This window comes from Psychrobacter sp. UBA3480 (assembly GCF_002377945.1).
Lineage (GTDB): Bacteria > Pseudomonadota > Gammaproteobacteria > Pseudomonadales > Moraxellaceae > Psychrobacter.
On the sequence record NZ_DFQV01000009.1, the window covers coordinates 1 to 20,958 of the forward strand.

Annotated in this window: 18 protein-coding genes, 2 tRNA genes and 1 rRNA gene; 12 read left to right on the forward strand and 9 right to left on the reverse strand. The window is 42.5% G+C overall.

From position 1 onward, the window contains the following. The first annotated feature begins 143 nt into the window (after positions 1 to 143). The 9 genes from rrf (at position 144) to B2863_RS02750 (ending at position 5,438) form a co-directional block, all read left to right on the forward strand. Positions 144 to 257, forward strand: a 5S ribosomal RNA gene (rrf, locus tag B2863_RS02710). Between the two features lie 287 nt (positions 258 to 544). Next, positions 545 to 985: a thiol-disulfide oxidoreductase DCC family protein gene (locus B2863_RS02715; RefSeq protein WP_296207340.1), complete on the forward strand. Its 441-nt coding sequence runs from the start codon at positions 545 to 547 to the stop codon at positions 983 to 985. Further along, on the forward strand, positions 972 to 1,352 hold the full coding sequence (locus B2863_RS02720) for a DoxX-like family protein (RefSeq protein ID WP_296207342.1): 381 nt from the start codon (positions 972 to 974) through the stop codon (positions 1,350 to 1,352). Before B2863_RS02715 ends, B2863_RS02720 begins: the two co-directional genes overlap by 14 nt. Positions 1,353 to 1,409: 57 nt before the next feature. Then, complete coding sequence (locus B2863_RS02725; RefSeq protein ID WP_296207344.1) at positions 1,410 to 2,240, forward strand: TIGR02391 family protein; 831 nt, start codon at positions 1,410 to 1,412, stop codon at positions 2,238 to 2,240. A 100-nt stretch (positions 2,241 to 2,340) separates the two neighbouring features. Further along, entirely contained in the window at positions 2,341 to 2,526 is a 186-nt protein-coding gene (locus B2863_RS02730) for a hypothetical protein (RefSeq protein ID WP_296207345.1), read from the forward strand. Further along, positions 2,513 to 3,622, forward strand: a complete 1,110-nt coding sequence (locus B2863_RS02735) for an LPO_1073/Vpar_1526 family protein (protein WP_296207348.1) — start codon at positions 2,513 to 2,515, stop codon at positions 3,620 to 3,622. The genes B2863_RS02730 and B2863_RS02735 overlap by 14 nt, the downstream gene beginning before the upstream one ends. A gap of 149 nt (positions 3,623 to 3,771) precedes the next feature. Further along, positions 3,772 to 4,185, forward strand: coding sequence for an OsmC family protein (locus B2863_RS02740; RefSeq protein ID WP_296207350.1), 414 nt, complete (start codon positions 3,772 to 3,774; stop codon positions 4,183 to 4,185). Position 4,186: 1 nt separating this feature from the next. Continuing rightward, the gene (locus tag B2863_RS02745) at positions 4,187 to 4,651 is read left to right on the forward strand and encodes a flavodoxin family protein (protein WP_296207351.1); all 465 of its coding nucleotides are present in this window, start codon (positions 4,187 to 4,189) and stop codon (positions 4,649 to 4,651) included. A gap of 112 nt (positions 4,652 to 4,763) precedes the next feature. After that, positions 4,764 to 5,438, forward strand: a complete 675-nt coding sequence (locus B2863_RS02750) for a DUF938 domain-containing protein (protein WP_296207352.1) — start codon at positions 4,764 to 4,766, stop codon at positions 5,436 to 5,438. A gap of 128 nt (positions 5,439 to 5,566) precedes the next feature. Here the strand turns inward: B2863_RS02750 and B2863_RS02755 are convergent, their stop codons facing one another. Beyond that, complete coding sequence (locus B2863_RS02755; protein WP_296207353.1) at positions 5,567 to 6,358, reverse strand: dienelactone hydrolase family protein; 792 nt, start codon at positions 6,356 to 6,358, stop codon at positions 5,567 to 5,569. 560 nt (positions 6,359 to 6,918) lie between these two features. Here B2863_RS02755 and B2863_RS02760 point away from each other — a divergent pair. Continuing rightward, positions 6,919 to 9,006: a catalase gene (locus B2863_RS02760; protein WP_296207355.1), complete on the forward strand. Its 2,088-nt coding sequence runs from the start codon at positions 6,919 to 6,921 to the stop codon at positions 9,004 to 9,006. Positions 9,007 to 9,339: 333 nt separating this feature from the next. After that, the gene (locus B2863_RS02765) at positions 9,340 to 10,128 is read left to right on the forward strand and encodes an MBL fold metallo-hydrolase (protein ID WP_296207357.1); all 789 of its coding nucleotides are present in this window, start codon (positions 9,340 to 9,342) and stop codon (positions 10,126 to 10,128) included. 102 nt (positions 10,129 to 10,230) lie between these two features. On the opposite strand, the gene B2863_RS02770 is transcribed toward B2863_RS02765, so the two are convergent. The 7 genes from B2863_RS02770 to leuS form a co-directional block, all read right to left on the reverse strand. Then, positions 10,231 to 10,306, reverse strand: a tRNA-Lys gene (locus B2863_RS02770). 159 nt (positions 10,307 to 10,465) lie between these two features. Continuing rightward, positions 10,466 to 10,541, reverse strand: a tRNA-Lys gene (locus B2863_RS02775). Positions 10,542 to 10,735: 194 nt separating this feature from the next. Continuing rightward, entirely contained in the window at positions 10,736 to 12,685 is a 1,950-nt protein-coding gene (locus tag B2863_RS02780) for a MacB family efflux pump subunit (RefSeq protein ID WP_198327634.1), read from the reverse strand. Positions 12,686 to 12,972: 287 nt separating this feature from the next. Further along, positions 12,973 to 14,298, reverse strand: a complete 1,326-nt coding sequence (locus tag B2863_RS02785) for an efflux RND transporter periplasmic adaptor subunit (RefSeq protein ID WP_296207359.1) — start codon at positions 14,296 to 14,298, stop codon at positions 12,973 to 12,975. Between the two features lie 302 nt (positions 14,299 to 14,600). After that, positions 14,601 to 15,701, reverse strand: a complete 1,101-nt coding sequence (gene holA, locus B2863_RS02790) for a DNA polymerase III subunit delta (protein ID WP_296207361.1) — start codon at positions 15,699 to 15,701, stop codon at positions 14,601 to 14,603. Positions 15,702 to 15,863: 162 nt separating this feature from the next. Then, positions 15,864 to 16,577: a hypothetical protein gene (locus B2863_RS02795; protein ID WP_296207362.1), complete on the reverse strand. Its 714-nt coding sequence runs from the start codon at positions 16,575 to 16,577 to the stop codon at positions 15,864 to 15,866. A gap of 66 nt (positions 16,578 to 16,643) precedes the next feature. Continuing rightward, positions 16,644 to 19,331: a leucine--tRNA ligase gene (gene leuS, locus B2863_RS02800; RefSeq protein ID WP_296207365.1), complete on the reverse strand. Its 2,688-nt coding sequence runs from the start codon at positions 19,329 to 19,331 to the stop codon at positions 16,644 to 16,646. Between the two features lie 226 nt (positions 19,332 to 19,557). Between leuS and B2863_RS02805 the strand changes: the two genes are divergently transcribed. Next, positions 19,558 to 19,929, forward strand: coding sequence for a Spx/MgsR family RNA polymerase-binding regulatory protein (locus B2863_RS02805; RefSeq protein WP_296207366.1), 372 nt, complete (start codon positions 19,558 to 19,560; stop codon positions 19,927 to 19,929). A gap of 113 nt (positions 19,930 to 20,042) precedes the next feature. Here the strand turns inward: B2863_RS02805 and argB are convergent, their stop codons facing one another. Then, positions 20,043 to 20,954, reverse strand: coding sequence for an acetylglutamate kinase (gene argB / locus B2863_RS02810; RefSeq protein ID WP_057758912.1), 912 nt, complete (start codon positions 20,952 to 20,954; stop codon positions 20,043 to 20,045). Positions 20,955 to 20,958: the final 4 nt, after the last annotated feature.

Here is a 20,958-nt window from a genome sequence, read left to right on the forward strand (position 1 = left end):
TAGCTCAGGCTATAGAATAAAGAAAGAATATTTCGATATCACCTTTAACCTTGATTCAGTTAGGTTACAAGTTGATCGACCATAAACTAAACATTTATAGTCAAACAATAAAAACAACAACAGACTCATATCTAACCCCCTTTGCTGACGACAATAGCGCGATGGCCCCACCTGATCCCTTCCCGAACTCAGAAGTGAAACATCGTAGCGCCAATGGTAGTGTGGTTCGCCCATGTGAGAGTAGGTCATCGTCAGCTCTCTATTCTGAATATCCCCCTTAGCTTAATTGCTAAGGGGGCTTTTCTTTGTCTATCTTTTTTATCTTTAATACATTAATTCTATTAGCTAATGCTACTCAATCACTTTCCCTATCTATATTTCGCATTATTACATCTCTTGTTTTCTGATTTTTTTATTGATCCAATTTTAGCTATCTATTATTAGAAATTATCAGACTGTACTCTACTTCTATATTTAGATTGTTGCTTATCCATATTAGTGTTAAATTTACTCAACAATAAGTGGTTATTTGAAAGAGTAAAAAATGAGTACTGATAAACTCCCTCCCAATGTTGGTGTCTCAGATAAAGTCATTCTCTTCGATGGCGTTTGTAAGCTATGTAACGTATGGAGTAATTTTATCCTTAAGTATGATAGCAAGCAGACCTTCAAATTGTGCAGTGTGCAATCAGAAGAGGGCCAAGAAATACTGCTTTATTTTGGGCTACCTACTGACGCTTATGAAACCATGCTCTATGTAGAAGGTAACCAGTCCTTCCAAAAAAGTAATGCTTTTTTTCAAGTAATGTCAAAATTAGGTTATCCATGGAAATGGGTTTGTATTTTTAAGATTATTCCAACACCTATACGAGATTGGATGTATGACCGTATCGCATTGAATCGTTATCGTCTGTTTGGTAAATATGACTACTGTGCTCTACCATTGCCAGAGAATGAGGCACGTTTTTTAAATGCAAAAAGATAAGCTTGCTCATGTCTCGTTCATTAGCAGAGTTCTATTAGGGTTTTTATTTATTTATCACGGCTTGGTGCCCAAGATATTATGGTTGAGTGCAGTCGAAGTACACTTGGTCTCGATTAGTGGTCTTGGTGTACCTGCTAAGATAGCCTCACCATTAGCGGGTATTGGTGAGATAGTTTTAGGTTGTGCAATCATATTTCTCAATAAGTTTAACACTCCTGTGTATATAGCCGCGGCTATTCTACTCTTGCTATTACTCTTTGTAGCTGTAGCAAGTCCAATGTATTTGATAGGTGCATTTAATCCCGTTACGACCAATATTCTAGGTCTGGGTTTTTGCTATCTGATTTTATTTATAGGTAAAGCATAAATGTAATGCTGCTTTGCTGTCTTTAGCAGTACTCAGAAATTAAGGTAAGGAAAAAAAGTGAGAGCTAAACTTGCAGGTATTCAATATTTAGGCGACAGCGGTGTCACACAAATCTGTAAAGAGGCAGTTATACAGCTTATACATGCTGGTGAAGACGTAAATGACGTGAAAATACTAACCTTTGAAGAAACTTGTTCAAATACTCATGCGCTACTGTTAACCCTCAGATACGATACTCAGGTCATTGTTAAAGGTGGTTTTGCCTCTGGCTATAATGGAGAGGCACCAAAAGGATACGCATTTGTCTTAAACCTATTACGTAACTATACAGACAATATTAATGAGTACATCATTTCAAAATCGATTTTTGAACGTATATCCAATTCAAGTTTAACCGTGAAAGATTTAGACTATATCAATAGTATTAGGTCAGTGCGTCCTTCTAGATGGCATGATTCTGCTTATCTCTATAAGGAACGTGTAGGTAGTATCTTTAGTGAGTTTCCGCTTACTATTCCTATGGCATTGCTTGACCCACGCTTGATCGAGCTAGCATTGGATTTTGATAAGAATCCAGACAATGCAATTATAAGTGCATACCGAAAGCTGGAATCTATCGTCAGAGAGCGAACTGGCTTAGATAATGAAAGTAGTACTAAGCTGTTTGCAAAAGCTTTTCAAGGTGATGATTCAATTTTGTATTGGGGAAACCTAGATTCAGGCGAATCTAAAGGAAGGGCATCCTTGTTTGCTAGTGTATTTATGGCTTATCGCAACAATCGAGCACATCAAGAACCCCGTCACAATTTAAACGAGGATATCCGAGAGTTTATGCTTATTAATCAGTTGTTTGTTTTAGAAGGTGAGGCAATGGTTAGGAATGATTAAATAAATAAAATCTTAATAAACTATATTTGAGTAGAGTTTTTGTCGTTTAATAACACTATTATCTAGTAAGATATTGTCTTGAACTATTAGGGATTTACCTATGGATTGGATTATAGAAAATAAAGAATGGCTTTTTGGTGGAGTGCTGGTTGCTGTACCTCTTGCGTTGTTAGGATTGTTTGTATCCAATAAAAAAAACAAGCAAGTTCAGAAAAGTGGCGATAGCTCAACTAATATACAGGTCGGGGGAAGTTTAAATATAAGGAACAAAAATGATGATGAGTAGACAAACTCAAGAAGGAGGCGATAGTTCTACTAATTATCAAGCTCAAAATATAACGGTCATTTCTGGCATAGATGAAAAACGTGCCCGTGAAGTATATCAAGAAATGAGTTTGAAACTGAAAGAAGAGTTTGCGCAAGAGGCCTTAAAGATTGCAAATTCAAGGGTAAGTGAGTTTGAAAGTATTTTGTTACCAAAAATGGAAAAGATGGACGGTGCTTTTGAGGCATTTGCTGATCCTAGCTTTCAAATCCTACTTTCAGAAGCTCAAAAAACAGCTGCATCTACAGAAAGACCTGCCGACTACGATCTTCTTTCAGAACTATTGGTTCATAGGTTTGCGAAAGGTGAAAATCGTATTGTAAGAGCAGGAGTCAATCGTGCTGTTGAAATCGTAGATGAAATTTCTGACGATGCTTTACTTGGTCTAACCGCTTTTCATGCTGTAAATCACTTCTTTCCAGCATCAGGAGAGATATATAAAGGGTTAGATACGTTAGATAAATTGTTTGGAAATATTTTTTACGGAAAATTGCCTACAGGTAGAGATTGGCTAGATCACTTAGATATATTAGATGCAGTACGTTTAAATTCGTTTGGTGGCTTAATAAAGTTAGATGAGTATTATTCTAAAGAGCTATATGGCTACGTCGATGTAGGCATAAGAAAAAATTCTGAAGATTTTGCTAGAGCAATAGATATTATAAAAGATAATAAATTACCTCAAAATATTTTAGTTGATCATGCTCTAAACTCTGAATTTGTAAGGCTACCTATTTCAAATAGGCGGCAAATTGAATCTCTTACCTTTACACAGCAGTTTTTTCATCAAGGAGTTTTTATTCCTAATTCTGTAGCCTTAACAGAAGGACAGAAAGAAGCTATCAATAGGATATATGATCTTTATTCACAAGATTCAAATATTAAGAGTGAAAATATTCGTATATTTATGGAAAAATGGGATGAAAGAGCCAGTTTGAATATTCTCAAGAAATGGTGGAATAACTTAGACTTAGGTATACAGGTTACTTCTGTAGGAAGAGTACTAGCTCAATCTAATGCGCAGAGATGTGATAAAGACCTTCCCTCACTTGACTAATATAATATATAGGTTCTATATATGAGAATATGTGAACTTAAATTCCCATATTATTGACTGATAATACTAAAATTTTAATTCTCTATGAATTAGCTACTTAAGAGTTTTTAAAGCCCAGTAGTTTAACGACACACACAAAAGAGAACCCCATGACCACCTCAAAAGTAACCTATCAAGGCAATTTACGTACCCAAGCTATCCATTTACAGTCGAATAATCAAATCATCACTGATGCACCGACGGACAACCACGGTAAGGGCGAAGCGTTTTCTCCGACTGACTTGCTAGCGACCAGTTTGGGCAGTTGTATTTTAACGATTATTGGTATCAAAGCCGAAGCGATGGATATCGATATCTCAGGTACTTCCGCAGAAGTCACCAAGGTCATGGCTGCCAAACCAAGGCGGGTAAGTGAGATACATGTAATAGTTAATTTTTCAAAAGCATTGGATGAGAGCACCTTAAAACGATTTTATAAAACTGCGTTGACCTGCCCAGTAGGCAATAGCTTGGATCCTGCCATTACTCAAAACTTAGTGTTTAACAACGGCACAGATGCCTAATATGACCACTAAGACTTTACTCATCGTCGCTCATGCGCCATCGCCCAATACGCAGAAATTGGCACAGGCGGCTTTCGAGGGTGCCAATCATCCTGATATAGATATCACTGTCATTTTGAAATCACCGCAGGATACGCGGCCTGAGGATGTATTGGCTGCTGATGCGTTGCTGTTAGGCACGACTGAAAATCTGGCGTATATGGCAGGGCTGACTAAGGACTTTTTTGATCGTTGCTACTATCCTGTATTAGAAGAGAAGCAAGGCATGCCATTTGCGGTATATATACGCGCAGGGCATGATGGTACAGGTACCAAGCTTGCGCTCAAAACGATTACAACGGGGTTACGTTGGTCATGGATTCAAGAGGCACTGATACTACAAGGTGATTGGCAAGATAGCTTTGCTGAGCAAGTAGAAGAGCTTGCTATGACGTTGGCTGCTGGGGTAGAGGCAGGTATTTATTAGTTGTGAGTTGTGAGTAGTGAGTTGTTTGGTAGTCACTAGGGCAGTATTAGACAGTGCTTGTTAATCTACTGCTACCAACGCTTAGCATAACAAACGGTCTGGGAGTATAGTGATGCATGACGATAATCTGGATAGTGATAATCCAAATAATAAAGCAGATATTTCTACGTTGCCGTTTTCTCAAGCGTGTGAAAATAATAAACAGCCTATTCTAGAAGTTCTTCAAACGGAGCTACAAGGCTTTAATCATGTATTAGAAATTGGCTCTGGAACGGGGCAGCATAGTGTTTACTTTGCACCTAATCTGCCTGAGATACGGTGGCAAACCAGCGATGTCACTGGTAACCATCGCCATATCATTGCTTGGCATACTGCTTATCCTGCACCTAATTTATATTCGCCATTAACGTTTGATTTGGCACAAGACTCAGTACCTGTTAGTAGTCATTTAAATAGCAGTGATATGGTCAAACCTTATGATGTGATATTTACCGCCAATACCTTGCATATTATTAGCTGGGCTTTGGTCGAGCGATTAATTGCATTGGCTGGTGATGCGTTACCTGTGGACAGTAAGTTGATTGTCTATGGCCCATTTAATGAGCATGGCAAATATACCAGTGAGGGGAATCAGCGATTTGATGCGATGTTGAGAGCAGGCAATCCTGACAGCGGCATTCGCGATAAGGAAGACATCGTCAGTCTAGCAAACGCTCATTATCTACAACTTTCTAAAACGTATGCGATGCCTGCTAATAATCAACTATTGGTATTTCAGAAGCGCTAATTTTTTAAAGCGTCAGCAAAAACTAAATAAATAAAAAGACACCTTGATGGATCATTATTAGATCTTATTAAGGTGTCTTTTTGTTTGGGCTTGCTTATATTATTACTTATTCAACTTGTGCTGCTAGGTTATTTATATTCTTCTGCTAAAAAATCCAAGTAGCGTTTCCAAGAGCGCTCATCGGCGCGGGCGTCATATCTATCGCTGCCAAATACGCTAAAGGCATGTGGCGCGCCGCTATAGGTAACCATCTCATGAGGGACTTTGGCTGCTTCTAATGTTTTACCCAAAGTGGCAAAGCTCTCTAGCGAGACAGATTGGTCAGCAGAGCCGTGGAATACTAGGATTTCTCCCGTAGTTTTGTCATAACTTTGACCGGTTGGAATATCGAATGCACCGTGGAAAGGTACAAAGGCTTTTTGCTCAAAGCCTGAGCGTGCTAGCTCTAATGCTACCGTACCGCCAAAACAATAGCCCATAGTCGTGCCTTTGCGCACATCATTGCCTTGTAGTTGTCCTGCTGTTAATGCCCCTGCCAATATGCGACGCATTTTATTACGATCATCATATAGCTCGCCAGTTAGGCGTTTGTTTTCTTCGATAGAAGTGGGGCGAATGCCTTGTCCAAACATATCGGCCGCCAATACGTTGTAGCCTTCAGCTGCTAACATATCAGCACGTTTGCGCTCATAGTCAGTTAGACCATCCCAATCATGAATCAATAAGATAAAAGGTGCGTTAGCTTTGTCCGCCTTGGCGTAATAGCCTTCGTACGCTTTATCATCGACCGTATAGGTCACGTTTTTGGTCGTGATAGCAGCAGCTGTTTGACTGAACGTTAATGCCATTAGACCCATTGATGCGCCTACTAGCAATGAGTGATAAGGTTTTTTAGTTGGGGAGCTTAGAGTTGGTAACATGGTAGGTAGCCTTATAGTTATATAAAAAATAGTCGCATCGTCAAATTCCTATAAACCCGCTACATCGTCATTTTCGCTAACCATACTAATGTATAGTTTGCGCTCGGTTCTCTTGTATCGAAATTATCTGAATCCAATGATATAAAAAAGATAAATATAAGGCTAAAACCCTGCCAATTTATTTATCAATAGTCTCTAGTACTGCATAAAAAGCATACCTTAAAGAATAACTACATTACAAGATTCTATTGTTAACGTTTATGCACCTTTAAAACTATCTAAAGTAGCTGGTTTATAGCGTCTATAGACCTTAACCAAACATCAACAAGGTTTACCATATACGCAACTATATTTGACTTATTTTTTGGGTAGTATAACTCCTAAGCCTATTATTCCTTTACGAATTTTAGTGCGGCATCAATTTAACGCTCGGCAATGCTGAAAACACAGACAAATAAATGACAGATGAAGTCACCACTACCTCAAAGGATATCAAACCTGTGTAGGCACTCTTTTAATGATTTAAAAGAGCATTCTCAATCTATTAGCTAGGACTTTTTATGAATAATAATATCGATCATACGGACCCCGCCAAAAACATGAATACGGAACGTGGCAATGGTGGTGAAACCCATCAGCGCGCAGGCGACGACACCAAAGTATTAACCACGCAGCAAGGTGTGGCTATCGCTGATAACCAAAACTCTCTAAAGGCAGGTTCACGTGGGCCTACGTTGTTAGAGGATTTTGTATTACGTGAAAAAATCAATCATTTTGACCATGAGCGTATTCCTGAGCGTATCGTCCATGCTCGTGGTAGCGCAGCACACGGTTATTTTGAGCTGACAGAGTCACTAGAAGAATATACGACTGCCAAAGTATTGACCGAAACAGGTAAGCAAACGCCACTATTTACGCGTTTCTCAACGGTAGCGGGTAACAAAGGCTCAAAAGATACGCCACGTGATGTACGCGGTTTTGCTGTGAAAATGTATACAGAAGAAGGTAACTGGGACATCGTTGGTAACAACATGCCAATCTTCTTTATCCAAGATGCGATGAAGTTTCCAGATTTGATTCATGCGGTAAAACCAGAACCAGATCGCGGTTTCCCGCAAGCGGCATCTGCTCATGATACGTTTTGGGATTTTGTCTCACTAAGCCCTGAAACCATGCACAATCTAATTTGGCTAATGAGTGATCGCGGTCTACCACGTAGCCTACGTATGATGGAAGGCTTTGGTATTCATAGCTATCGCTTAATCAATAAAGACGGTAAGAGTACCTTTGTACGTTTCCATTGGAAGCCAGTATTGGGCGTACAGTCAACCACATGGGATGAGGCAGTGAAAATCTCAGGTGCTGATCCTGACTATCATCGCCGTGATTTGTTTGAGTCAATCAACAACGGTGACTATCCTGAGTGGGAATTTGGCGTACAGTTATTTACCGAAGAAGATGCCAATGAGTTCCCATTTGACCATCTTGATGCAACCAAACTGATTCCAGAAGAATTGGTACCAGTAAAAGTCGTGGGTAAGATGGTATTGAACCGCTATCCAGATAATTTCTTTGCAGAGACTGAGCAGGTAGCATTCTGCCCATCGCATCTGCCACCGGGTGTTGATTTTAGTAATGACCCATTATTACAAGGTCGTTTGTTCAGTTACTTGGACACGCAGCTATCACGTTTAGGCTCGCCAAACTTTGCCCAGATTCCTATCAATGCACCGAAATGTCCGTTTGCTAACAATCAGCAAGATGGTCATATGCAAATGCAAGTGCCTAAGACACGTGTACTTTATGAGCCACAAAGCTTAGATCCAACTCGTCCTCGTGAAAGCGCTAAACGTGGTTTCAACTCATTCCATGAGCAACTAGATGATGGCGTAAAAGGTCGCGTACGTGACGAGAGCTTTGCAGATCATTATAGCCAGCCACGTATGTTCTATCGTAGTCAGACAGCAACTGAGCAAGCCCATATAGCAACTGCTTATGCATTTGAGCTAGGTAAAGTAGATACAGCCCATGTACGTAAGCGTATGCTTAGCCATTTGATTCATATCGATGAAGACTTGGCCAATCGCGTAGCAACGGCATTGGGTATGGAGCTACCAGAGCCAGCTGATGCAGCTGCACCTGTTCAAGACTTGGGAACCTCTAAAGCGGTACAAACGATTGGCCTAACGCCTGATAGCCTAAAAGGCCGTATGATTGGTATCTTAGTTGCAGAAGGTTCTAATAGCAGTGAAGTCAAAAAATTCGAAGATGCTGCCAAAGCGCAAGGTGCTAGTGTTAAAATCGTAGCGCCTAACAAAGAAGTCGTATTGGATGATGGTACACGCATACAAGCTGATGAGCGCCTCGCTGGTGGTCCGTCAGTGATGTTTGATGCCGTCGTTAGTATCATCATGCCTGACCAAGCTAAAAAGCTCGCAAAAGACAGCTCAGCATTAGATTGGTTCAACGATGCGTACAATCATTGCAAAGCCATCGCATATTGCGGTGCGACTGATGAATTTATCTTAAGTAAACTACCAGTTGAAAAAGATGAGTTTGTGACGCCATTGGCTGAGCTAGATGCCTTTATCAGTAATGCTAAGTCTCGTCTATGGGAACGTGAGCCAAAGGTTCGTGATCTTGCATAGTCGATAAGTAGGTAATTTACGAATTATCTAAAATGATAAATAAGATACTAAATATTTCCTTAAACCCAGCCTAAGTGCTGGGTTTTTGCTTTTTGCTAATAAAGTAAGAATTGTCATGGCATGGATAGAACCGTACATGCGGTTATTAATAGTGAGTTGTCTATGGTTAGTTATTAGCCGCATCGTCTCTGTATGTCGCATTACTCTTGTATATAGTCACAAGCGTTCACTCAAAGTCGTTTTATTTATCGTGACGGGCGCTATACTAAAGATTGGCTATAAAACTGAACAAAAGCCTCACAATAATAATGACGAATGAGGTAGGGAACACCAATGAGTCTATGTGAAATTGTACGTTTAGAAGGATATATTCAAAGTAGTTATCTGGCAGTATATCCAGATAAAATAATGCTGTTAGATGGTTGCTGCCGTGCTGATGTACCGATGGTGCTCGACTATATTAAGACAACGTTAAAACGACCCATCACCGACCTAAAAGTAGTAGTGGTCACGCATATGCATCCGGATCATGCAGGCGGTGCGAATAAATTTCGAGAAAAGACTGGCTGTCTGATTGTCTCAGCGGATGAAAAAAAGCAGTGGTATAGCGGTATTGGCGGGCACACGATGCACTTCGTAGATATACATCTAGGATATTATGTGGCCAGACGTCAAGGTAAAACATTTAAAAACCTATATTACTCGGCAAGTCTGAAACCGGATATCACCGTCACAGATGGTGAGCTTGTGCCAAAGTTCGATGAGTGGCAAGTATTAGAGACGCCAGGTCATACGGATCGTGATTTATCATTGTTTCATCTGCCTAGTCGTGAAGTATACACCGCTGATTTAATCATTAAGTTGCGCCACAAGTTTGTAGCGCCATTTCCTGTCTATTACCCTAAAGCTTATGTCCAATCGTTAAAAAAAATCAGGGCATTGCAACCGTCAATGGTGATGATGGCACATGGACGAGAGCTAGCGATGAGTGAGGCAGAGTTTGATGAGTTTATCGCTCATGCGCCCAAGCATCCACGTACCATCAAGGATACGATCAGACATAAACTACTATGGCGCAAGAGAGATAACTTTCGACTGTTTAAACGCAAGCATAATAAATAGAGGTATATAAAAGTTAAGAAACTAATAGCTAAAAAACAACGTTTAAAAAGCCCAGACGAAAAAAAGCCCAGTTACTAAGATAGTAACTGGGCTTTCTAAATATGGTGGGCTGTCCGCGACTCGAACGCGGGACCAATTGATTAAAAGTCAACTGCTCTACCAACTGAGCTAACAGCCCTGAAGAGTATATAAAAAAGCAATGCTTTTTAACTCTGCAAGAGAAAATTCTAACTAAAGAACTTTTTAAAACTAAACATCTTAACGATGTCTTTTAAACTTATCTTTATTAGTCTACTACCGGATAGGGCAGAACGATTAATAAAGATTAAACTAAATATGGTGGGCTGTCCGCGACTCGAACGCGGGACCAATTGATTAAAAGTCAACTGCTCTACCAACTGAGCTAACAGCCCTAACGTTTAAAGTGTTTGTATCCCTAAACGTGAGAGCACATTATATATATAATTATGACAATTACAACCCCACATGATAAAAAAAGTGTAATTCTCTTATAAAATTGCCAATTTATTCCAGTTTATTTAAATTTTCGTCATTATATCGATATTGACTGCTCTATTTTTGGCTAAAGCGAGTCAATAATCGATTATTAGTCTCGAGAAAGTGCTTCAACAGGATCTAATTTGGCAGCATTACGTGCTGGCAAGAATCCAAATACTACACCAATTAACGTCGAACAAACAAAAGCAGCAATAATAGAGGTTGATGAATAGATAACTTTGAAATTATCACCGCCCACACTATTGATCAGCTCGCCAATGGCAAATGCCAGTCCAATACCAATCAGTCCCCCTAAAATACAGACCAGAACGGCCTCAATGAGGAACTGCTGCATGATATCGCTCTGACGTGCACCTACTGCCATTCGTACACCAATCTCATTAGTTCGTTCGGTGACAGAGACCAGCATGATGTTCATCACCCCAATACCGCCGACGATCAATGAAATAACCGCGACTGATGAGATAAGCAGGGTCATCGTGCCTGTCGTCGACTCGATCGTTTGACGAATAGAGTCTGAATTGCGCAACTCAAAGTCATCTTTGCCATGGCGACTCTCTATCAAGTCAGAGATGGCCGTCTCTGCGGCGCTAGAAGAGATACTATCGTCTAATAACGCTACAAAGCGATCGATATTGGTACTACCCGTGACACGCGACATCACCGTTGTATAAGGCATATAGATAGTAGGCGTCGTCACACTGGGTCCAAAGCCACCATCGCTCTCTTCGAGGACGCCAATCACGCGTCCAGGCACACTACCAACCAATATCACTTCGCCAACAGGGTTATCAATATCTGAGAAAAAGGTCTGCTTAGCATTGTCATCGATGATGATATCTTGACTACGTAATGTAACGCTTTTCGCATCAAACCCTTGGCCCAATGCCAACGTCTCACCAGTGACGGTTAGATAGTCTTCGCCAACGCCGTTGACGGTAGCATCCTCTTGTATACTACGATAGCGCACGCTAGAGTTAGCATTTACTTGAGGGCTGACGCTGATAATATAGGGCTGATTGCCGACCGCCTCTGCGTCTTCTGGTGTCAAGTTGTCATCGTTATAGCGGCGTCTAGGGTCGCCTCTAGGGTAGCCATCATTGACGGTGATGGTATTAGTACCTAGCGAGCTAATATTGGCAAGGATTTGCTGCTGAGAGCCTTGTCCAAGACCTACGATAGATACAACCGCAGCGATACCGATGATAATGCCGAGCATAGTCAGTAGGGTACGCATTTTATGCGCGCGCATGGCAAGCAAAGACATTTTAAACGCTTCAAGCAGTCGATCAATAAAGCTACCAAAGGCGCTTTTTCGATGTTCACCAAGGATAGATTCTGGTTTTTTGTCGGTGTGCTTATAATGCTCAGTTTGATAATCAGCGATGACATAGCCGTCTTTTAGCTCAATCACACGCTCCGCTTGCGCTGCTAGCTTTGGATCATGAGTGACCATGATAATGGTATGACCTTGTGCACTGAGGTCATGCAAAATTGCCATGACGTCTTCGCCAGACTTACTGTCTAGGGCACCCGTTGGCTCATCTGCCAAGATCACGTCACCACCATTCATCAGTGCACGAGCAACAGAAACGCGCTGCTGCTGTCCACCTGAGAGCTGATTGGGACGGTTATTGACCTTATTACCAAGCCCCAAATCCGTTAGTAACTTCTCAGCACGATTTGTGCGTGCTTCGGTATCCATGCCAGCATACACGGCAGGGACAGCGACGTTGTCTTTGGCACTGATATCACCAAGCAAATGATAGCGTTGAAAAATAAAACCAAAATGCTCACGGCGCAGTTCTGCTAGCTGATCGGCATCAAGCTTACGCGCGGATTGGCCATAGATCTTATAATCGCCAGCAGTGGCTTGATCTAGACAACCTAAGATATTCATTAAGGTGGACTTACCAGAGCCTGACTGTCCAATGATGGCGACCATCTCACCTTGATTGATAGTTAGATTGATATCATGCAAAACGCGAATCGTTTGCTCACCAGCAGGGAACTCTCTGATAATGCCAGACAACTCCATAATGGGCTTGCCTGGTGCAGGGTGATTAACGGTATTGATTTTTGCTGAATTATTCAAGTTATCTGAATTATCTAAGTTGTTTGAGCTGTTTGAAGGGTTAGCAGAAGTGTGTGACCCTAAGTTTTGAGCCGTGCTACTTTCAGAGCTATCTTCAGTCGACGGTTTAGGAGATTGAGATATAGTCATAGCAGTGTCTTTAATAAAGGCTAATAAGCGTTATAGTGTTGTTATGAAAGGGCTGCTATGTTCAACAAGCCCCTTTTTATTCAACATAGTCAAAGAACAAGTTACATTCGAGGTCCACCAGGGATACGGCCGCTACCTGATTTCTTACCACTTTCTTCACTGATGATGACTTCTTCTCCTTCTTTCAAACCACTTAAGATTTGCGCATTTACTCGGTTATCGATACCGACTTCTACAGTACGCTCTTCTACGGTTCCATCCTCTTTTAATACACGTACAAACTTGCCAGTGGCCGCTTTGCTTTTTTCTTTACCTTTAGAGCGTTTTTCTTGTATCACTGTTGACGGTACTAACAGGGCGTTTTTGGCTTCGTTAACGATGATATAAATCTGCGCGGTCATATCAATGCGGAATAAGCGGTCAGGATTAGGCACTTCTACGTAGCCGACATAATAGATAGCAGCGTCTGTTGAGCTGGTACTACTGATTTGCTCTGGAGCAGGCTCGATAGCAGTCAACGTCGCATCATACTGCTGGTCTGGATTACCGATGATATTAAAATAAGCGGGCATACCAGCATTGACGTTAATGACATCAGCTTCGGAGATTTGCGCGTTGATACGTACGGTCGATAAATCTGCTAGCGTTACTAGTGTAGGCGCTGTTTGGTTGGCGTTGACCGTAGTGCCTTGCTCAGTCGTAATAGAAACGACAGTACCTGATATCGGGGCGCGAATCGTGGTATAGCTCAAATCTTCTTCAGCAGTACTGACGTTGGTTCGTGATTTGCGTAATGCTGCTTGTTGGCTGTTGATATTGGCTTCGGTGGTCGCAATCGCTGCTTTTGCTGTATCGATAGCTGCACGTGCATTGGCAACCGCTGCTTTTGCGGTCTCGACACTGGTTGCTTGCGTGTCATATTCTTGCTGCGAGATAGCGTCGATAGCGACTAAGTCTTGCAAACGCGCAAAATCAGACTGTGCTTGTTTGAGCTCAGACTGACGGCTGGCAAGATCAGCATAGGCACTTTTTAGACTGGCTTGTTTGCTTAACGATTCTGCTTGAGCACTTTGTAGCGCAGCTTCGCTTTGTTCAAGACTAGCTTGTTCATTGCTCAGGCTGTTCTTCTGAGTCACTTGATCAATCTGCGCAATCAAATCGCCTTGCTTAACTTCGTCACCGACTTCAACATACAGGCGTTTTACTTCACCAGACACCTGTGCCCCTACATCGACGGTATTTAACGCTTTTACTTTACCGGATGCCATGACATTGTTTTCAATATCACCGACTTCGACTGTTGCGGTTAAATAGTTAGGTGTGGCTTCTTCTGGTTTTAAAAAAGTATAGGCCAAAGCCCCTAATGCTACGATAATTAAGGCAATAACACCCCATTTGATAGCAGACTTTTTGCTTATTTTGCGCATGACAACAATCCAATCACAATTAAATCAAGTGTAGATATAGTAGAGACTTCACCTACAAAAGGGAATGGAAATTAGTTTACGAAAGGTTAAGGTAGCCAATAATAGAGACAGGTACAGAAAAGAAATGCTTACTAAAAATCAATAAAACGGAGATTATAGGAGAATAAGATAGGGTAGTAGAATCTGGATTTATAGCGTTTAAACGTATAAACCAATAAGAAAAACGTATAGATCAGTAAGAGAAGAGATGGATAACTCGTGGCTAAGCGCAACAATAAAAGGTGGTGACAAGTGGCTCAGTCTTAGCGCATAGCAAATAAACGCTTACCTGCGAGCTCTAGTGCCGCTTGCAATAATAATTCCCATGCTGGCTGACGAATAAGACCTTTGATAGCTTGGTCACAGCGGTAAAGCAGGGCAGGCCATTCGCTCGTTTGTTGTTTTGACTGACGACGGCAGGCTTGTTGGTACAACCCTTGCTTACTACGCCAAATGCCTAATGCTTGAGGGTCTTGACCGTCCATAAGTTGAATGATTTGACGCATGTCTTTGCTAATAGCCCAGAGCACTAAAGTAGTGGGCTCATCGGTCGACTTTAGCTGAAATATGATTTTGGCGACCTGCGTACTATTGCCCGCAAGCATCGCATCAGACAAATCAAACACACTAAACTGCGCATCGCTGACCAACGCTGCTTGTAGGTCTGCAATATCCAATGCCACATTATTCACAGGTTGTGAAAAGCTATTAGATTGTTCGGTACTGTTGTCAGTAGCACTATCTTCACTAGTACTGTTATTAGCAACTAGCTGCGGTGCAAACAGATAAGACAGTCGCCATAGGGTTTGATAAGCACTTAGCAAATGATGCTCAGTGTGTGACATGAGTAGTTGCCATGCTTCTTGAGACAGTCGTAAGCCAAACTTCTGAGCTTGTATCTGTAGTAGCTGTTGGCGCTGCTGCTCATTGTATAAATTGCAATCAATGACATTGCCATATTGCGCAAAAGGAGCAAACCATTTGCTGCTCTGGCTGCGTTTGTCTTGCTTAGGTGTGAGCCACAACACACTATGGCCGTGTGTGCCAGCTTGTGCCTCGACCGCAAAACGTTCCAACTCAGCGATAACTGCTTTATCAGGTTTATGATTGCCTGTCACGATCAAGGCGCTGGCATCATCAAATAAAGACTGACTACCAAGCTCTGACAGTACTTCTTGCCAACTCTTGACAGAAATCAGCTCTATACGTTTGATTGCATAGTTCTGTGCGCGCCAGTGTGGACGCAGTGCATCTATCAACCATTGACTGAGTAATGGCTCGTCACCGTGCGCCAGCCACAAGCCCGCTACCGCAACGGAAGGCTGCAGTAGTTTTGGATAGGCTTTTATGAAAGTATCTTGCATAGCGTGGTGTTACACAGGTTGATGAGCAGGTAATACCAATTCCAAGAATATGCTTAACAATATTAAGCTAGCCCAGTCTACTCAAGGTAGTACTTACACTCGCTTAGTTTGCTACTCATACTTCTAGGGATGGTATCGTTTGATAATCAGAACGACTAACTATTACGGTTGTGGTACGACGACAACGGTTGGTGTCACACCTTTATTCATTTGCAGAGATTGTTTGGCAGCAGGTGCGACTTTAGGAAGCGAGATAGCAACATACTGGTCAGTGATACGGCGAGCTAAAGTATCATAGAGCCAATCGCGAGTCTGATCGCCTTGCTGATCGTCAGTACTAACAGAGGCTTCGTTGTACTGATAGCTTCGCTCGACCTGAATGGGGTTGCTTAGTGTTACAGGCTTACCATTTTCCATCGTTTGATAGCTGACATCTGCTGATAGTACCAAGCGAATCTCTGTTAATACGCCAACCAATTCGTAACGTTTAAAACGTACATTACGGATGTCGATAGCGGCAATAGACTCAGCCCCTGCTTGTTGGTTATTGCGGGCAACTTCTTCTGAGCTCATATTACTAATAACATCGACACCTAACGTCTTTAGGCGACGCGTCAATGGTAGTTTCAGCGGGAAGGAGGTGCGATTGTCTTCGATGATGACCGCTGTTTTTTCGACGTCAAGCAGCATCGCTGAGTCGTAGCCACGCAGCTGGAAACCACAGCCGCTAAGAGCAGCGGCTGCACCTACCACTGCAAACATTGGCAGCGTGGCAAGTAAGACTGCTCCGAGCTTTTGGCCATGGGACTTTTTGTTAGCTAGGCTGTGTGCGCTTGATTCTGGTTGCGCCTGCTCAGCTCGATGCTTGTATGACATAAACGCTATCCTCATATGATAAGAAGGCTTAGAGCACTAAGCCTAAAATACTTAGCTCAAGATACCTCAGCCTACAACCACGATGTTAACCAATTTATTAGGAACGACGATTTCTTTTTTGATCTCGCCCGTGATGAATTTTGCCACGCTTTCCATAGTGCGAGCTTGCTCTTTTAGCTGCTCAGGATCGCTGTTTGGTGCGACATCCATCTTACCACGCATCTTACCATTGACCTGTACCACCATCGTGATCATGTCCTGTACCAGCGCACTTTCGTCCACGGTTGGGTAGTCTAAAGTTAAGGTATCAAGACCCAATTGCTCAAGCAAATGCTCACCGACGTGCGGCGCATAGACAGACAGCATAATCAGCAGATTGGTCAACGCTTCGTGTTTGACGTGCAGCTCTTGCTCATTACTCGCGTTAAAGCCAGTCAGCTCATTAGCAAGTTCCATCAGGCTTGATACTGGCGTGTTCAATGCCAGACGATCACCCAAATCACTATCAATCTTAGCAATCGTTTCGTGCGTTTTACGGCGTAAGTTTTTGGCTTCTTTGCTCAACCCGTCTGTGTTCAAGGTAGCACTGTTCAGCGTATCAATGCTGATATTGGCGGCCGTTAGCGCTTGCATATGATCGGTTGCAATGCGCCATACTTTTTTCACAAAGTTATAAGGGCCTTTTAGCGCGTCATCTGACCATTCAAGCGTTTGATCCGCAGGCGCAGTAAATAGCGTATATAGACGAACCGTATCAGCACCATATTTGTCAATGGTTAGCTGTGGATCGACACCGTTGTTTTTTGACTTAGACATTTTTTCGATTTTGCCAATCGTCACTGGCTGGCCGTCTGACTTCAAGATAGCTTTAATGGGTTGACCGCGTTCGTTGAAGTCAATATCGATATCTTCTGCAAAATAGTAAGTCGTACTGCCATCCGCATTGACGCGGTAGAACGTACCAGCAAGCACCATACCTTGGGTCATTAGATTGGCAAATGGCTCGTCGCCTGTGACTAAGTTTTCATCGCGCATCAGCTTGTGGAAGAAGCGTGCATACAATAGATGCATTACCGCATGCTCGACACCGCCAACGTATTGATCAACAGGCAACCATTTGTTAGCAGCAGATTTATTGACCATGTTTTGTGCGTCATTTGGGCTAGCAAAACGTGCATAGTACCAGCTTGACTCTACGAATGTGTCAAAGGTATCGGTCTCACGCTCAGCAGGGTTGCCACATTTAGGACAAGTAGTATTAACAAATTCTGGTATATTTTTAAGTGGGTTACCGCGACCATCAGGTACGACGTCGGTTGGCAATACAACTGGTAGGTCTTGCTCTTCAACAGGTACCGTACCACAATGCTCACAGTTGATCATTGGGATAGGGCAACCCCAATAGCGCTGGCGAGATACACCCCAATCACGTAGGCGATACTGGATCTTTTTCTTAGCCAGCTCTTTTGGCTCAAGCTTGGCAAGCATTGCTTCAAACGCTTGCTCAAAGTCTAGACCGTCAAACTCACCTGAATTAACCAAAGTGTTGCGTTCAGTATAAGCAAGATTGACTTCACTATCGTTCGCTTTGGCATCTGCTTTTAGCTCGTCAAAATAACCGTCAGGCACATTGATGACTTGTTTGATCGGCAGGTCGTACTTAACCGCAAACTCATAATCACGCTCATCATGAGCAGGTACCGCCATGACTGCGCCTGAGCCGTAGCTCATCAATACGTAGTTGGCAACCCATACTGGCACTTCTTCACCAGTCAGAGGATGCGTCACAGTGAGGCCTGTATCCATACCGATTTTTTCAGCTTTGGCCAAGTCCGCTTCAGCGACTGAGCCTTTTTTGCAAAGGGCACAGAATTGAGCGATTGCGTCATCATTCTCAGAAGCATACTGTGCAAGTGGATGCTCTGCGGCAACAGCGACATAAGTCACACCCATCAAGGTATCAGGGCGAGTAGTGAACACATCTAAGGTGTTTTCTTCACCAGCAAGCTCATAAGGGAAGTGCACTTCCATACCAGCACTACGACCAATCCAGTTACGCTGCATGGTTAGTACTTCAGATGGCCAATGACCTTCTAGCTGATCCAAATCATCTAATAGCTCATCGGCATAATCAGTGATGTTGAAGTAATACATTGGGATGTCGCGTTTTTCGACTGCAGCACCACTACGCCAGCCTTTGCCATCGATGACTTGCTCATTTGCCAACACGGTGTTGTCAACAGGGTCCCAGTTGACCGTCGACAGCTTCTTATAGACTAGGCCTTTTTTGTACAATTGCAAAAATAACCACTGCTCCCACTGATAATACTCAGGGCTACAAGTGGCAAACTCACGTGACCAGTCAATAGACAGGCCTAGTAATTTAAGCTGCGCACGCATGCTGTCAATATTGGCAAATGTCCATGCCGCAGGTGGCGTCTGGTTAGCAATCGCTGCGTTTTCTGCTGGCAAGCCAAAACCATCCCAGCCCATCGGTTGCATGACTTCATAGCCTTTGAGACGATAATAACGGCTCAATACGTCAGAAATCGTATAGTTACGTACGTGGCCCATATGCAGCTTGCCACTTGGATAAGGGAACATTGATAGCATGTAACGACTTGGCTTGTCGCTTGGCTCATTACTTACTTCAAAGCGCTTGTCAGTTGCCCATTTGGTCTGCTGCGCGGCTTCTATCGCTTGTGGGTTATAATAATTGTTTTCTGTTTGGTCTGCTGTCACGGCGTTGCTCATAGTCGGCTCGAAATTGGTTGATACTGATTTGTTTAATATGAATTTGTTTAATACTGGTCAAAATAGGTGGAATTTGACAATGCCATAGCATAGCGTAATTTGGCGAAAATTGCGACGATATGATGCAGTTGCTTACTAGGTTTGGCGATTAAAAGTAATGCATTCTCTATATCCAGTCAGCCTTAGGTATAATAGACAAATTAATGAATATTTATGAGGATTTATCATGACCATCACCATTTACGGTATCAAGTCTTGTAGCACGATGAAAAAAGCGTTCACTAAGCTAAACGATCTAGATGTCAGCTATGATTTTCACGATTATAAGAAACAAGGTATAGAGAAAGAAACAGTACAGCGCTGGGTAAATGAGCTAGGTATCGACAAAGTGCTGAATAAGCGTGGTACAACATGGCGCAAGCTAGACGACAGTCAAAAGCAAGCGGCTGACGCTAATGTAGACAACGCGATAGATTTACTCGTGGAAAATACCAGCATGATCAAACGTCCGATTGTAGAAGGTCAGGTGGCAGATAAAGATCAAGCAGTATTACTATGCGGCTTCGATGAATCTGAGTTTGATAAAGTTTTTTCGTGAAATTAATTTATAAAAATTAAGCTAGGCTTATTTTTTAAATATAAAAATGCACAAAAAAGCCCGAGTGCTTATATTAACTCGGGCTTTTTTACATTTAGTATTGCTAGATTTTGCTAGCTCAATGATGAGTCTATCTCGCGACTAATGAGCGTACCAACCCCTTCGTTGGTGAAAATCTCAAGCAAAGTCGCATGAGGGACACGGCCATCAACGATTACCGCGCTTTTGACGCCGCTACGTACCGCATCAAGCGCACATTGGATTTTGGGAATCATACCGCCTGAGATAGTACCGTCTTCGATTAAGCTATCGACTTTCTTTGGCGTGAGTCCAGTCACCACTTCGCCATCACGGCCCAATACGCCTTTGATATTGGTTAATAGCATCAGTTTTTCTGCTTGTAAAAACTCCGCTACTTTACCCGCGACCAAATCCGCATTGATATTATAGGTATTGCCTTCAGCGTCAACGCCAAGTGGTGCGATTACGGGAATAAAATCTGAGGCAATCAACATGTTAATCACGTCTTTATTGACGCTTACCACATCACCGACGAATCCTAAATCAACTGGTACAGCGATGCCGTCTGCGCCAATTTTTTCCATCATCAGTTTTTTTGCTTGAATCAAGTTGGCATCTTTACCTGTAAGACCAATCGCGCGACCGCCATGCTTATTAATTAAGCTAACAATCGATTTGTTGACGCTACCGCCCAAGACCATTTCTACGATATCCATGGTGCTTTTGTCAGTGACTCGCATCCCATCGATACGGTCTGATTGACGACCGAGCTCTTTTAGGAGGTTGTCAACTTGCGGGCCACCACCATGTACGACTACTGGATGCATACCGACTGTTTTTAGCAAAACAATATCACGAGCAAATGAGCTCTCAAGCTCAGGGTCGGTCATGGCGTTGCCGCCGTATTTTACGACGATGAGTTTATCAACAAAACGCTGGATATAGGGCAGAGCAGTGGTCAATACTTCAGCGGTGTTTTTGGCATCATCTAAATTAAGCGTCATTACA

Bases quoted from the DNA above. Each gene is read 5' to 3' on its own strand.
- B2863_RS02715 (WP_296207340.1), top strand. From the start codon at position 545: ATGAGTACTGATAAACTCCCTCCCAATGTTGGTGTCTCAGATAAAGTC.
- B2863_RS02720 (WP_296207342.1), top strand. From the start codon at position 972: ATGCAAAAAGATAAGCTTGCTCATGTCTCGTTCATTAGCAGAGTTCTA.
- B2863_RS02730 (WP_296207345.1), top strand. From the start codon at position 2,341: ATGGATTGGATTATAGAAAATAAAGAATGGCTTTTTGGTGGAGTGCTG.
- B2863_RS02735 (WP_296207348.1), top strand. From the start codon at position 2,513: ATGATGATGAGTAGACAAACTCAAGAAGGAGGCGATAGTTCTACTAAT.
- B2863_RS02740 (WP_296207350.1), top strand. From the start codon at position 3,772: ATGACCACCTCAAAAGTAACCTATCAAGGCAATTTACGTACCCAAGCT.
- B2863_RS02745 (WP_296207351.1), top strand. From the start codon at position 4,187: ATGACCACTAAGACTTTACTCATCGTCGCTCATGCGCCATCGCCCAAT.
- B2863_RS02750 (WP_296207352.1), top strand. From the start codon at position 4,764: ATGCATGACGATAATCTGGATAGTGATAATCCAAATAATAAAGCAGAT.
- B2863_RS02755 (WP_296207353.1), bottom strand. From the start codon at position 6,358: ATGTTACCAACTCTAAGCTCCCCAACTAAAAAACCTTATCACTCATTG.
- B2863_RS02760 (WP_296207355.1), top strand. From the start codon at position 6,919: ATGAATAATAATATCGATCATACGGACCCCGCCAAAAACATGAATACG.
- B2863_RS02765 (WP_296207357.1), top strand. From the start codon at position 9,340: ATGAGTCTATGTGAAATTGTACGTTTAGAAGGATATATTCAAAGTAGT.
- B2863_RS02780 (WP_198327634.1), bottom strand. From the start codon at position 12,685: ATGGAGTTGTCTGGCATTATCAGAGAGTTCCCTGCTGGTGAGCAAACG.
- B2863_RS02785 (WP_296207359.1), bottom strand. From the start codon at position 14,298: ATGCGCAAAATAAGCAAAAAGTCTGCTATCAAATGGGGTGTTATTGCC.
- holA (WP_296207361.1), bottom strand. From the start codon at position 15,701: ATGCAAGATACTTTCATAAAAGCCTATCCAAAACTACTGCAGCCTTCC.
- B2863_RS02795 (WP_296207362.1), bottom strand. From the start codon at position 16,577: ATGTCATACAAGCATCGAGCTGAGCAGGCGCAACCAGAATCAAGCGCA.
- leuS (WP_296207365.1), bottom strand. From the start codon at position 19,331: ATGAGCAACGCCGTGACAGCAGACCAAACAGAAAACAATTATTATAAC.
- B2863_RS02805 (WP_296207366.1), top strand. From the start codon at position 19,558: ATGACCATCACCATTTACGGTATCAAGTCTTGTAGCACGATGAAAAAA.
- argB (WP_057758912.1), bottom strand. From the start codon at position 20,954: ATGACGCTTAATTTAGATGATGCCAAAAACACCGCTGAAGTATTGACC.